Here is a 13,080-nt window from a genome sequence, read left to right as displayed (position 1 = left end):
ACCTTTTTATGTTTTTTCATTAAAAATCATTTCATTAATGCCATTGATATAGGGTTCACTCAACCACTTACACTTTAATTATTAAAGTGAAGTGGAGTGGATGATTTATGACTACATTACAAGTGAGTGTTAATGAAGGGAAAAACAGAACTGAAATAAAAAACTTATTTCTCTTTTCAACTGGGAAGACGGTTTCTATATTTGGTACAGCGATTTATCAATTTGCGTTAGGTCTGTACGTTTTAAAGTTGACGGGATCGGCGATAAGCTTTGCTGCTACCCTTATATTAGGGATCATTCCGATGATTGTGATCAATCCGTTTGCGGGAGTCATTGCCGATAAATTCAACAAGAAGAGATTAATCGTTTCAATGGATTTGTTAAACGGAGTGCTGTTAGTTGCGGTTTATGTGCTAAGTAATATTATAGGATTTAAGCTTTGGATTATTTATGTTACGACCATCCTAATGACAGTGTTTAGCACCTTTTTTGGAGTAGCGCTGGAATCAGCAAAGCCAAACATCGTCTCTAAGACCATGTTAATGAACATCAATTCCATTAGTAAAATTATTGATTCAATTTCCTCCATTATGGGACCGATGCTAGGAGGGATTGTTTTTGCGATCTTTGACATTAGAACGTTTATTATGATTAACGGAATCTCCTTCATCTTTTCAGGTATTTCAATGATGTTAATTAATTTCAAACAGTTCCAGCAACAATCCAATGAAGAACTGCCAAAAGAGAAAATTCATTTTCTTAGAGACATCAAGGACGGTTTTCATTATATAACGGCAAGAAAGAAAATACTGAATTTGTTTATCCTATTGATTTCATTAAATTTCTTTCTTGGCTTTACTGTGACGGTTCCAATCCCCTATATCATGAATACGGTCCTGGGGCTTGGTTCAAAGAACTTTGGTATTATTCAGGGCTCGTTTCCAGTAGGAATGATTATGGGAGCGCTAATGGTAAAAAAACTTACAAAGAAGATTCCTTATTCCTCTTTTTTACGATATTTAAGTGTTTCATTATCCACTTTAATGATTATTACTGGTCTACCAGTCCTTCTTGAAAAATATCAGTTCGCTCCAGTCTTTTACGTCATTTTTTACAGTATAGTCATGTTTCTTATTGGTGCGATTGTTGCTCTAATTGACATCCCTTTATCATATATCATGCAAAATGAGATTCCAGAAGAATTTAGAGGACGGGTTTTAAGCATTGGTATAAGTATTGGAAAGGCCATGCTCCCATTGGCTCTGGTGACCTCAGGGATTCTATTAACTCTTATACCATCGTATATGATTCAAATGATAGGTGGGGGATTGTTTCTTCTTTTTATTTTACAATCTACAACAAAAATGAAGGTGGAACTAAAAACCGTATCAATAGATACGTAAAATTCAGGATACTTTGCTATTTAACCAACCTCTATCCTAAATATTTACTCAGATTTTGGAAAACATATCATAGAACGGAGAGTGGATGGGATGATAAGTCAAAAGATTACGGTCTTGCAGTTATTTTTCATTATTATGATTAGCACCGGACTAATGAATCATGTGATGGTCATCCCGGTTCTCCTAGATAAGTCTGGGCGGGATGCTTGGATTACAGTTCTTGTAGCAGGAGCCCCCTTTCTAGCCTGGTCTGCAATCATCTTTTACATATACAAAAAATTAGCTGGTAAACACCTATTCCTATGGTTGAAAGAAAGAGTGGGGACCCTATTTGCCTATGTCCTGATTGTACCTTTATGTATTTACGTATTTGTACTAGCCGTCGTTACTTTACTTGATACGTTTAGTTTTATTAATACATTCTACTTAGAATTAACACCGAAAATCGTGGTCATCACAACCATCTTATTAGTCTGCTTTTATAACAGCTACAAAGGGATAAGATCAATAGGATTAATATCAGGCATTTTATTGCCGGCCATTGTAATCTTCGGCTTTTTTGTTATGACTGCAAATATGGAAAACAAGGATTATTCCCTGTTAAAGCCCTACTTAGAAAATGGATATACCCCCATCTGGAAAGGGGTGGTCAGCGTTCTTGCAGGGTTAACAGAAATAGTCACCATTCTGTTCGTACAGCAACATTTAAATCAGAAGCTACGCTTTAAATACTTACTTATTTTATGCATTGCATTAATGGGACTAATTATTGGTCCATTAACAGGAGCCATTGCAGAATTCGGTCCGTTTAATTCGAAGAGTCAACGGTTTCCTGCCTTTGAAGAATGGCGCTTAGTTTCCTTAGGGGTATATATTGAACATTTGGACTTTCTTGCCTTTTATCAATGGTTATCTGGCGCCTACATACGGATTTCTTTTTTCATTTTCTTAGTTCCTAATCTCTTAAATGTTGAAAAGGAAAAAAGGAGAGTCTTTTTTCTAATTGGTCTATATGCAGTCCTTGCACTTATTGTACTTATGCCAATAAGTGATATTGTCTACTTTCAATTACTTAAGGATTGGGTTTTGCCAGTATCATTCTGGTTAATTTTTGGAGTTTCAATTTTTCTTTTCACCATCTCCTTATTTAAACGAAAAAGAGGTGAAATGGTCATTGATGAAGCGTAAGAAATTAGTATTAAAACCAAAAAATCACTCTAGTTCAATTGAAAGGAAGGATCCGCCTGATAAGACGATGGATACCCTTCGTAAGCTGTTTGAACAGTGCAGCGACGTTCACATTCTCAAGAAACATATTGTGGGGGAAAATGATTTTCATTTAAACATCATCTATTGCGAGGAATTATGTAATTATCAAAAAGCAGTGGAAACCATTATTCCTCACATAACATTTGTTTTAAAGAATAATCCAGTCACTTCGGATTCATTAGAAGAGGTATTAGAATTTCCGATTAAAAAAATGGATTCTACCAATATTGAAAGCAGTATTATGTTTGAGGTTTTTAGTGGGAACCTTATTTTCTTCATTAAAGAATTAGACGCATTTTATCTTTTTAATTTTTGTAACATACCAAAAAGGTCTATTGAAGAGCCAAATACGGAGGTATCCATTAAAGGGCCAAAAGAAGGGTTCATCGAGACATTATCTATAAATATTGCATTGATTAGAAAACGATTGAAGTCAAACACCTTTAAATATGAGCAGATTGTGGTCGGAGAACGCTCGAATACAAGAATAGGTATACTCTATATATCGGATATTGCTGACCCCAATTTAATATCGAACATTAAAGAGAAAATCAAGAAGATAAATTACGATGGGATCATTTCAACAGATCAACTAACTGAACTGATAAATGGAAATAAAAAATTGTTTCCGATGTTTATGTATACGGGAAGACCAGACTTTGTTGTAGACGCGCTGTTACATGGAAGATTTACCGTTCTCATTGATGGCTTACCCACTGCGATTATTGGACCAACCACCTTGTCGTTTTTATTAAAATCACCAGAGGATGCCCACAGTCCATTCCTTTTAGGTTCGTTCGGTCTAGCTATCCGATATTTATCTTTAATTATCTCATTATTCTTGCCAGGATTCTGGTTAGCGCTCATGTCCTATCATACTGATCAATTACCCTATAGTTTATTGGCAACCATCCTGCTTAGTCGTCAAGGTGTTCCCTTACCTGTTCCAGTAGAAGTGATGATCATGGCGTTACTCTTTGAACTTTTTAAAGAAGCGGGTCTACGAATGCCTACCCCATTTGGACAAACCTTATCAGTAGTCGGGGGATTAATCATTGGTCAAGCAGCAATCAGTGCAGGATTAACTGCACCCACCGTATTAGTGGTAATTGCAATATCAATGGTAGCCACCTATACCATTGGTAATCAGGAGTTAAACGGGATTATATCCATCATACGAATATTCATTATATTAACCTCATCGATTCTGGGTTTATTAGGCTATTTGCTTTCCGTGTTTTTCTTTTTAACGTATCTGGTTAATTTAAATTCCTTTGGAGTTCCCTATCTAACACCATTTTCTCCTATTCGATTTAAGGAAGTATTGTCAGGATTTATTCAATTACCTTGGAATTTCATTAAAAGAAGACCGGGTTCTCTCAATCCGACTGATCCAACAAGGCAAGGAGATTCCTAAATGAGATATGTATGTTTAATCATCTTTACGGTTGTAATCCTTTCAGGCTGTTGGGATATAAAAGAAGTGGAACAACAGCTTTATATCCATGCGCTTGCTGTTGATTATAAAAGTGGGAAATTCGTGTTATATGGACAGGTGATTAGTTTTAATAACCTTGCGAAACAAGAGGGGGGGGCTAACAGACAGCCACAAACGATTGCAACAGTGAAAGGTACAGGTGAAACCATCAATGACGCAGCTTTTGATTTATATACTACTGCACAACAGCGCTTCTCATGGGAACATATAACCGCAATCGTTTATACCGAAAACACTTTGAAGAGTGGAAAAATCCTTCATGTGAATGATTTTTTACAGCGATATTATCAAATTAGAAATATCATTTGGACCTTTGGAACGAAAGAGCCGGTTGAAGAAGTTTTTGCTGCTAAACCGATTCTGAATATTACCGTTTTATATTCACAACTTAGTAATCCGGATGACATTTATAAACAAAGCTCTAGTATTAAACCAATTCAACTTTTTGAATTAAATAGAAAGTTGTCCGAGCCAGCCTATACAACTCATATCCCATACTTAAGCACTTCTAAAAATACGTGGAAAGAAAATAAGAAAGAACATCTGGTTGCATACATTGGTGGGAGTGAATATTTAAGAGGAAAAAGATTTGTAGGGTATGTAGCGCGTGATCATTTATTGGGAGATAGATGGCTGACAAGGGAAGTAGATAGAACGAAGTTAAGTATTAAAGAGGACAATAAAACGATTGTGGTAGGACCAACGATCAATATTAAATCTAAAATTACTCCCGTCATGCTGAATAACAAAGTAAAGTTCACGATTGATGTTAAAGCGGATTTTAAAACAACGGAAATTTTGAAATTTAAAACGCATAAAGAATTAAAGGAATTGGCTGAAAATGAAATACGAAAGCAAATAGAAGAAACCTATAAAAAAGGACTAAATAATAAAATCGATATATATGAGCTATCTGATGTCCTCTACAAACAGAAGAATAAAGAGTGGAAAAAAATAGCGCAAAATGGAGTAATCCCACTCGAACCGGATACAATTAATAAAATCAATGTGAATGTAACGATATTGAATACGGAGCAGTTAAAAAATAGATAGCAAATTACATTTTCACATTAAACTATACTTTTAATAAACCAAAAATGCCCTGCTTTTTCTGTTCAGGGCATTTTGTTATGTTATGCAAATAAATTATTGTAAACCTGACGTGATTAGGAGTCTAGCAAATGTACTATTAGTGAAGCTCTATTATATCTGGGTCTTCCTACAGGAGAAAAAGTATCAGCCATGTATATTCCAACTTGATCGCCTACGTTTAGGAAGGCTTGGACGGTTTTTCCTGTCATTGTGCTCATGTTGATGGCATCAAAATAGGAACCTGTCAGTGGAAGAGACCCATTTTCACAGAGGTTAATATTGAACAAAACAGATTGTCCATCATCTAATAAAACGGATACATCTGCCGTAATTTGATAAACGCCGGATTTGAATACATTAATTCGATTCGTAGCCACATCGGGTCTTGTATTTTGGAACGGTCCTGCAATATCAAAATCCACAAGGTCTCCGGAAACAACAGGAAAAATGACCCCATCCTGTTTATATAATGATCCATAAGCATATCGTTTTACGTTTCTAGTTCTCATACCTCATCCACCTTGATAAATATATTGAATGGACAAGTCCATTACTGTTTCAATCCAAATACAGAACTTCTTTCTTAAAGATTGTATGCAAGACCGAGTTCTTATTGGTGTTTATGACTGCCTTACTTTTTCCTGTTAACATGGCGTAAGGGAAGTAGGCCATTTCCTTTAGCTGAGATGGTAACGTTTGGTGCGGTACTTCCACGCGATTTCCTGACCAAGTGAGGGGTTTGGGCGATCCAATATGAAATCCCCAATCTCCAAAAGACGGGACAATTGTGTGATAACTGAGTGTCCGGAATCCCGCAGCTTCAATTGTTTTTCCTATACTCCAATAAACAATAGGGGTATCCTCGGGCGAGTTGGACTGACAAACGAACACTCCATCAGTAGTTAAAGAACGTTTTACCGTCGAATAGAATTCAGCGGTGTAAAGATTGCTGATGATTTGGTCTGTTGGATCAGGAAAATCGACAATAATAATATTGTAGGGTGTTTGGTTGTCAGCTAGAAACTTAACAGCGTCCATCGGGTGAAGCTTTACACGTGGGTCGTGGAGAGAAGACTCGTTAATAGCTACTAAACTTGAATTATGTTTGGCAGCCTTAAGGACCTCAGGATCTAAATCCACAAGATCAATATGTTTGACATCCTTATATTTTAGAACTTCCCTTACTGCTAGCCCATCACCGCCGCCTACAATAAGGACGCGTTTCCTCGAACGAGTAAGACTAAAGACCGGATGAACCAATGCTTCATGGTAAATTCGTTCATCTAATGTGCTGAATTGCAACTGATTGTTTAAATACATTCTAATATCACGGGCTTCGACAATTTGAATGTCTTGAAAGTCACTTTTTACCTTTAATAGATTTTTGTGTTTCCCTTGTTGTAACGTTTTTAATGCAATGTGGTCCCATAAATCAGCAATTTCATTTGAAGTATCTTTCTGTTGTTGTTGTTGTTGCTGGATGGGCCTGTTTGTGTGGGTAAATGCTGGAGATAACCAGGCGTTAGTCGGTCGATACATTCTTGTTCTCTCCTTTGGAATTATCAGTAGTAGTGATTTCATTACAGTAGATTAATTGAGGTTGAGTCACGCCCCGGTCAATGGAGTAGACCATGGCTTTTTGGGCAGACAATTCTTTTAAAAGTAAATTGACAGGGGCAGTAAGGTCAGAATCTCCACAGGTATAAAAATCAAGTGACGCATACCTCTCTTCAGGCCAGGTATGAACGGATAAATGAGAAGTGGATAAAACAAGTACACCAGTTACCCCTTGTGGCTGAAATTGATGAAAATAAGAGTACAAAATCTCCATTCCAGCATCTAACGCTGCCTTTTTGCAGAGGTTTTCTAAAAAGGCAATGTTATTCAAATGTAAAGAATCACACTCAAATCCATCAATGATTATGTGCTTTCCTTCAATGGTCAAAGCTAATCATTCCCTCCATGTTCCTTTCATTATGGTATGGGATTTTGAATGAAAATCCTGTGTGCTTGTCTTAGTTTTTAGGAATTTGGACAAATTTAAGCCTTGTGCGGAAGGGTGGAATCAAGGTGGAGGTGTCAATGCTCATTGGTTCTTTGGGGTTATTTGATTGGAAAATAATTTCCGGTTTTTGTAGAATACCTCGCTCGAATATTGGCAAAAAAAATATATCTTTCCAAGTAGTGGAAGACAATAGTTAAAATAACTACGGCTGGGCTTATAATATTGATACAAAGAAGCTTTCCCGAATTATTTCGGCAGCGGACCCAGGAGAAGTAACAGGTATACAGATGGTTGAAAATCTCAACAGATTTAGCTACCTTATGGCCGGTTCACAAAATCCAGGCAACTCTGGCTATCTATCAGGTCTGCCTTTTGTAGGGGATCGTCATAAAAAATAACCTAATAAACATGTAAACTGGTTTGATGCTCTATAAGAGTGTTAAACCTTTTTTTGTATTGAATTCCGTACGTTGCAAAATGAAACTTTTTCCATTTTTTAACGTAAATGATACAAAAACAAATTTGGGGGAATTCTCGTGTTCACAGAGATAAATGCAAAGTTAGTTGCGATCCAAGGGGAATTACGGAAGAAGGAGAAATATGAAGGGCAGCTTGCGGATTATGAGAGAGAAATAGAAACGATCGAGGAGAAGCTGAATCTGCTTCAATATCAGTTTTATACAGAGCAGGAGGATGTGGAGAGGCTAGAACGCTTCGGTTTAACGAAGTTAATAGCCACTTTATCTGGTAAAAAGGAAGAAAAACTATCAAAGGAAAAGCAAGAAATGATCGCGGCACAGCACAAGCTCGAAGAAGCAATAAAGACAAAAAAGGAAATCGATCAAGCGATGCGTGTGCTTGAGAACAATCTAAAAAACTTGGGCCCTGTTGAGGTGGAGTATCAACAACTTCTTTTGCAAAAAGAAGATATGATCAAGGTAAGTAGCTCACCTTTCGCAGCAAAAGTGTTTGAGTTGAGTGAGCAGGAAGGGGTGCTGAAAGCGTATTTAATGGAACTAGAAGAAGCGAAGCAGGCCGGATTTCGGGTTGAGGATGCACTAAGTGATGCTGTGAGTTTGCTTGATAAAGCGGAAGGATGGGGGACATGGGATTTGTTTGGTGGTGGAACGATTGCAGGTATGATCAAACATCAAAAGATTGATGAGGCGGAAGCACATCTTCATCGAGCACAAAGATGTATGCGCGAGTTCCAAAAAGAATTATTGGATGTTCAAGATACAGTATTTGTTGATATCAATATCTCCGGAATGTTAAAGTTTGCTGATTTCTTCTTTGATGGGTTCATCGCGGATTATATGGTCCAGGGAAAAATTAAACGCTCGTTGGAACAAGCTAGAGGTCACTTAGCGAAAGTGAGGGATATTTTGACGCGGTTAGATTCACAAATTGAGGAGAAGAAAGTAGAGTTAGCTGAAATTCAGAAAGAAAAGCAGGGGATTGTGGAGAGATTATAGGAACACATACTATAGAAGTGAATGTCTGTCACGTACGGACTTAGTTTGTGGGTGGGCAAGAGCAAAAGTTTGCCTGAATCCGGGGGTCATTTGGACAGAGATGGTGATAAGAGCAAAGGCATGTCCAAATCAGAGGGTCATTCGGACAAAGTTGGTGGGAAAAAGCAAGGGCGTGTCCGAATCGGAGCGTCATTCGGACAGAGTGGATGTGAAAGAGAAAAGGCGTGTCCGAATGGGAGCGTCATTCGGACAGAGTGGATGTGAAAGAGAAAGGCGTGTCCGAATCGGAGCGTCATTCGGACAGAGTGGATGTGAAAGAGAAAGGCGTGTCCGAATCGGAGCGTCATTCGGACTGAGTAGATGTGAAAGAGAAAGGCGTGTCCGAATCGGAGCGTCATTCGGACAGAGTGGATGGGAAAGAGCAACGGCGTGTCCAAATCGGAGCGTCATTCGGACAGAGTGGATGGAAAAAAGCAAGGGCGTGTCCGAATCCGAGCGTCATTCGGTCAGAGTGGATGGAAAAAGCAAGGGCGTGTCCGAATCGGAGCGTCATTCGGACAGAGTGGATGGGAAAGAGCAAAGGCGTGTCCGAATCGGAGCGTCATTCGGACAGAGTGGATGGGAAAAAAGCAAGAGCGTGTCCGAATCGGAGCGTCATTCGGACAAGATAAGCTAAAAAAATCAAAGTCCAGTCTGAATCCAAAGTACATTCAGACAGGACAAGGAGAAAAAAAAAGCTGTCTGTATGCAGTCTTATTCAAACAGCAAAAGGTGATAAAGGCATATGCCTCAAACAAAGAGGTGCACATCAATCCTTAACTACCCAAATAAATATTATATATAATAAGTATTCTTTGTATTACCAAATGTGGTATAGTGTCTCTTTAAAATTCTGCAAAGTGTCCTCTTACTTAAACCCGGATTGCACCACTCAAAGATGGCTATGGTAGTAATCTTTCGGTCAGGAAATAGTAGCTTGAATTCCTCCACATGACGAGCAATTGCTAGTTCAACCTTCTCATGTTCCCCACAGTCTCTGCATACAAGTTCATGATTTTCCACAGAAACCTGAAAGGAATTACAATATTTACAATAAGGTCCCTTTGACAGTTGATCATAATTGTACTCTGGTATTACCGAAAAAGTATTCTTAGTTTGATGTAACGAGAGTAATTGCTGGGCTAGTTTCTTGTGCCCATCATTCAACTTTGACGGTGTGTTATCTAGAATTTATCCACTTGGGTTGGAAAGATAGCAGGCAGGTCCATGGGAGCTTGGTATAAGGTGAATTCAGGGTTGATGAAGATAACGAGAGGTTCAACAAGGTAGTTTAGCTTGAGGTTTTGAAGCAGTTGGCGGAATAGAAGCGAACTCCTTTTTAATTGGTCGAAAGGATTCTTCCATTCTCGATCAGTTTTTACTGCAATAAATTTATTATCATTTATGTAAAAATCCCCTTGAAAATTTTTAATATCTAATAGATGGATACCTCCTTGTGAAATAATCAATTTATCAAGTTGAAAATGGGAGTTATTTACTTTAAGAAGCAAGCTATTGATAATATATCTTTCTTCTTTAAGGAGTTCTGTCATTTGGTCAAACTTTTTTTCCCCTTCAAAACCTTTTTCAAGGTTTAAATAGCGTAACTTGTCTTGATTAGTTAACTCCATTCGCGTGTTTAAGGACCGCATAGCCAATAATTCATCCGATTCATATAGATTTTTAAGTATCATATGACACTTCCTTTCATATTCTCAATAATAATTTTACAAAAAATTATAGAGATACGATTTAAGAAACATGAATATTCTGTTAACATTTTAACAAGTTAGATAAATAGAGGAGGAATATATGAAACTATATCTAATTATCAGCCAAATCCTATTTGCACTTTCTCTGATTCCTTGGTTTATCATATGGGGATTGTCATTTATGAGTTTTGACAGTGGAGTGAATTTGGCTAATGGTTCTTTTGTTATAGCCATTACTTTATATCCTGTTGCTGTGATCACCTGTTCCATCTTAGCCTGGGTATTCCGTGTGAAAAGGAAAAAATTTTCAACCATCATTAATTTACTTCCAATGCTATGGATCGTTGCTTTCATCGGTTTCATGGGATTAAACAATTAAAATTACGCCAAAAATCAACCTGTCTCTCAATTAAGAGACGGGTTATTTGTATGAGTGTAGTGATTACTATTAATATGAATAAAGGTGCAGTATTATATAATATGATTCATAGATTAGCAGGAAAGGATAATGAAATGAAAGCTTATAAGAAACTAGTTGCATGTGCCTTGGTAGAAATGGCCATGCTAATGTATGGAAAAGCTCCTGTAAAGGCATCAACCGTATTAGGAACCGATGTAACCAATTATATTTCTTCAAGAAGTGGCACCGTTTCTGTTGGCGTTTACGATGCAAACACAGGAAAAACATATACATACAATCCGTCAATAACCTACTATACTCAAAGTGTTGTGAAAATTTCAATTATGGCTGACGTACTGTATAAAAAAATCCCTATTACTAGTAATGTAAATTCATTATTAACTAGAATGATAGAAAATAGTGATAACAGTGCGGCAAGTACGCTGTGGCGACAGCTGGGCAGCGAAACAAATGTACAGACCTTTTTTCAAAAAGTAGGGATGACAAGTACCAGTGCAGGTACTGGCGGTTGGTGGGGGCGTACCACTACAACTGTTTCGGACCAACTTACCATAATGAAATATTTTGCCTATCCCAATGCCTTATTAGCGGATTCCCAAAGAACATATGGTCTAAATCTTATGCGGAACGTAGTGTCAGACCAACGCTGGGGGACAAGCTATGGAATTCCATTAGGGGTTAGTGTGGCGTTAAAAAATGGCTGGGTCACTACTGGAAAAAATGTAAATAGTGTTGGATATATTAATGGGCAAGGGAAGAATTATGTTATTGCTGTTCTGACAGCGAATAATCCATCCCTATCCTATGGAATCGATACTATTAGTAAAATATCAAGTATGGTTTGGAATGAATTTCAACCACAGGGTTGGGTATTAGCGAATGGAAAATGGTTTTATTACACAACAAATGGAAAAGTTACTGGCTGGGTTCCATATAAGGGGCAATGGTATTACCTTGATTCAGCAGGTGTAATGAAAACGGGCTGGTTAAAGACAGGGAACACATGGTACTACTTAAATAAAGATGGCTCCATGAAGACTGGCTGGCTATATAATGGCAAGGCCTGGTATTTCCTTGATCAATCCGGAGCGATGAAAACCGGCTGGCTCCAAACGAATAATAAAAGGTATTACCTTCAATCAACAGGTGAAATGAAGACTGGCTGGTTGCTATCAGGCGGTGAGTGGTATTACCACCAGTCTAACGGTGAAATGCGTACAGGTTGGGCTTTAATTAATAATAAATGGTATTACTTTAACAATTCTGGAGTAATGGAAACAGGCTGGCTCGAAGCATCAGGGAAAAAGTATTACCTTTCAGAAAGTGGAGCGATGGTGACCAGCTGGAAGGAAATCGAAGGAAAATGGTATTACTTCCAGCAAGCGGGTCAAATGGCTGTCGATACAGTCATCCATGGCTATAAACTAGGTTCAGATGGGGCCTGGATTCAAATCAATTATCTTGCTTTAGGGGATTCGTTAGCAGCAGGAATGACTCCACAAGGGCAAGACAGACCTGTGGTAAATGGAGTAGACCCAGACTGGGGTTATCCAAATTACATTGCCAAGGATTTTACAAAATCATATCAACTGCTCAAATTTGTAAACCTAGGTGTTTCCGGATATAAAACGGATAATATCATAACAGATTTAGAGAAGGATGCTGTTCAACAAGAAATTAAAAGCGCCACTCATCTTACCATTGATATTGGGGCAAATGATTTGCTTCCGGTGATACAAAAGGATCCACTGGCAGCACTAAATGAAATTCCGGTCATTGCTGGAAAAATCAGCACCATTCTAGGAACCATTGATCAACTTAATCCCAATGTAAAGGTATATGTTATGGGCTATTACAACCCATTCCCATATATAACTGACCCACAACAAAAAGAGCTGGTAAATCAATTAGTTCAGGGTTTTAATGCTCAAATTCAAGCCCAGGCGGTTCAACATGGGGATGCATTTATTCCAACCGTTCAAGCGATAAATGGTAGTCATTTTGCAGATTATATTCCAAATCCGCAAAACATCCATCTAAGCTTACCAGGTTATGAGGTAGTAGCCGGGGAATTTTGGAAGGTCATGCAGTAACAGAGGTAGTTTTTACTAAAATGAATATTAATTAATGAAAAAACAGCGGTGCTTTAAAAGGCACCGCTGTCTT

At 37.9% G+C, this 13,080-nt stretch carries 12 protein-coding genes; 8 read left to right on the top strand and 4 right to left on the bottom strand.

The genetic code is table 11. The features are described 5' to 3' along the window. Positions 1-107: 107 nt before the first annotated feature. The 4 genes from RCG25_RS23410 to RCG25_RS23395 all read left to right on the top strand — a co-directional run bounded on the left by RCG25_RS23410 (position 108) and on the right by RCG25_RS23395 (position 5,223). Positions 108-1,403 carry an MFS transporter gene (locus RCG25_RS23410; RefSeq protein WP_308081221.1) on the top strand — a complete coding sequence of 432 codons (1,296 nt, stop codon included), beginning with the start codon at positions 108-110 and terminating at the stop codon, positions 1,401-1,403. A gap of 90 nt (positions 1,404-1,493) precedes the next feature. Next, entirely contained in the window at positions 1,494-2,591 is a 1,098-nt protein-coding gene (locus RCG25_RS23405; RefSeq protein ID WP_308081220.1) for a GerAB/ArcD/ProY family transporter, read from the top strand. Further along, entirely contained in the window at positions 2,581-4,089 is a 1,509-nt protein-coding gene (locus tag RCG25_RS23400) for a spore germination protein (protein WP_308084259.1), read from the top strand. The genes RCG25_RS23405 and RCG25_RS23400 overlap by 11 nt, the downstream gene beginning before the upstream one ends. Beyond that, a complete protein-coding gene (locus RCG25_RS23395; protein ID WP_308081219.1) occupies positions 4,090-5,223 on the top strand; it encodes a Ger(x)C family spore germination protein in 1,134 nt (377 codons plus the stop codon). It begins immediately after the preceding gene. 113 nt (positions 5,224-5,336) lie between these two features. Here RCG25_RS23395 and RCG25_RS23390 read toward each other — a convergent pair whose 3' ends face one another. The 3 genes from RCG25_RS23390 to speD are packed head-to-tail and all read right to left on the bottom strand — an operon-like array spanning position 5,337 to position 7,207. Then, positions 5,337-5,771: a hypothetical protein gene (locus RCG25_RS23390; RefSeq protein ID WP_308081218.1), complete on the bottom strand. Its 435-nt coding sequence runs from the start codon at positions 5,769-5,771 to the stop codon at positions 5,337-5,339. Positions 5,772-5,820: 49 nt separating this feature from the next. Continuing rightward, positions 5,821-6,801, bottom strand: a complete 981-nt coding sequence (locus RCG25_RS23385; RefSeq protein WP_308081217.1) for a spermine/spermidine synthase domain-containing protein — start codon at positions 6,799-6,801, stop codon at positions 5,821-5,823. Continuing rightward, positions 6,785-7,207 (bottom strand): adenosylmethionine decarboxylase, encoded by a 423-nt coding sequence (gene speD / locus RCG25_RS23380; RefSeq protein ID WP_308081216.1) that lies wholly within the window; start codon positions 7,205-7,207, stop codon positions 6,785-6,787. The genes RCG25_RS23385 and speD overlap by 17 nt, the downstream gene beginning before the upstream one ends. Positions 7,208-7,803: 596 nt before the next feature. Here speD and RCG25_RS23375 point away from each other — a divergent pair. Continuing rightward, on the top strand, positions 7,804-8,742 hold the full coding sequence (locus RCG25_RS23375; protein WP_308081215.1) for a BRCT domain-containing protein: 939 nt from the start codon (positions 7,804-7,806) through the stop codon (positions 8,740-8,742). 411 nt (positions 8,743-9,153) lie between these two features. Then, positions 9,154-9,561, top strand: coding sequence for a hypothetical protein (locus RCG25_RS23370; protein WP_308081214.1), 408 nt, complete (start codon positions 9,154-9,156; stop codon positions 9,559-9,561). 404 nt (positions 9,562-9,965) lie between these two features. On the opposite strand, the gene RCG25_RS23365 is transcribed toward RCG25_RS23370, so the two are convergent. Next, complete coding sequence (locus RCG25_RS23365) at positions 9,966-10,475, bottom strand: nuclease-related domain-containing protein (RefSeq protein WP_308081213.1); 510 nt, start codon at positions 10,473-10,475, stop codon at positions 9,966-9,968. A gap of 118 nt (positions 10,476-10,593) precedes the next feature. Between RCG25_RS23365 and RCG25_RS23360 the strand changes: the two genes are divergently transcribed. Next, positions 10,594-10,872: a hypothetical protein gene (locus RCG25_RS23360; protein WP_308081212.1), complete on the top strand. Its 279-nt coding sequence runs from the start codon at positions 10,594-10,596 to the stop codon at positions 10,870-10,872. A gap of 50 nt (positions 10,873-10,922) precedes the next feature. After that, entirely contained in the window at positions 10,923-13,007 is a 2,085-nt protein-coding gene (locus RCG25_RS23355; RefSeq protein ID WP_308081211.1) for a serine hydrolase, read from the top strand. Positions 13,008-13,080: the final 73 nt, after the last annotated feature.

Source organism: Neobacillus sp. PS2-9 (assembly GCF_030915525.1).
GTDB lineage: Bacteria > Bacillota > Bacilli > Bacillales > Cytobacillaceae > Neobacillus.
This window is presented reverse-complemented; position numbering and strand designations above follow the sequence as displayed.

Excerpts from the sequence above, each read along its gene's own strand:
- RCG25_RS23385 (WP_308081217.1), bottom strand. The coding sequence starts at position 6,801 with ATGTATCGACCGACTAACGCCTGGTTATCTCCAGCATTTACCCACACA.
- RCG25_RS23410 (WP_308081221.1), top strand. The coding sequence starts at position 108 with ATGACTACATTACAAGTGAGTGTTAATGAAGGGAAAAACAGAACTGAA.
- RCG25_RS23405 (WP_308081220.1), top strand. The coding sequence starts at position 1,494 with ATGATAAGTCAAAAGATTACGGTCTTGCAGTTATTTTTCATTATTATG.
- RCG25_RS23360 (WP_308081212.1), top strand. The coding sequence starts at position 10,594 with ATGAAACTATATCTAATTATCAGCCAAATCCTATTTGCACTTTCTCTG.
- RCG25_RS23370 (WP_308081214.1), top strand. The coding sequence starts at position 9,154 with ATGGGAAAGAGCAACGGCGTGTCCAAATCGGAGCGTCATTCGGACAGA.
- RCG25_RS23395 (WP_308081219.1), top strand. The coding sequence starts at position 4,090 with ATGAGATATGTATGTTTAATCATCTTTACGGTTGTAATCCTTTCAGGC.
- RCG25_RS23365 (WP_308081213.1), bottom strand. The coding sequence starts at position 10,475 with ATGATACTTAAAAATCTATATGAATCGGATGAATTATTGGCTATGCGG.
- RCG25_RS23390 (WP_308081218.1), bottom strand. The coding sequence starts at position 5,771 with ATGAGAACTAGAAACGTAAAACGATATGCTTATGGATCATTATATAAA.
- RCG25_RS23400 (WP_308084259.1), top strand. The coding sequence starts at position 2,581 with ATGAAGCGTAAGAAATTAGTATTAAAACCAAAAAATCACTCTAGTTCA.
- RCG25_RS23355 (WP_308081211.1), top strand. The coding sequence starts at position 10,923 with ATGAGTGTAGTGATTACTATTAATATGAATAAAGGTGCAGTATTATAT.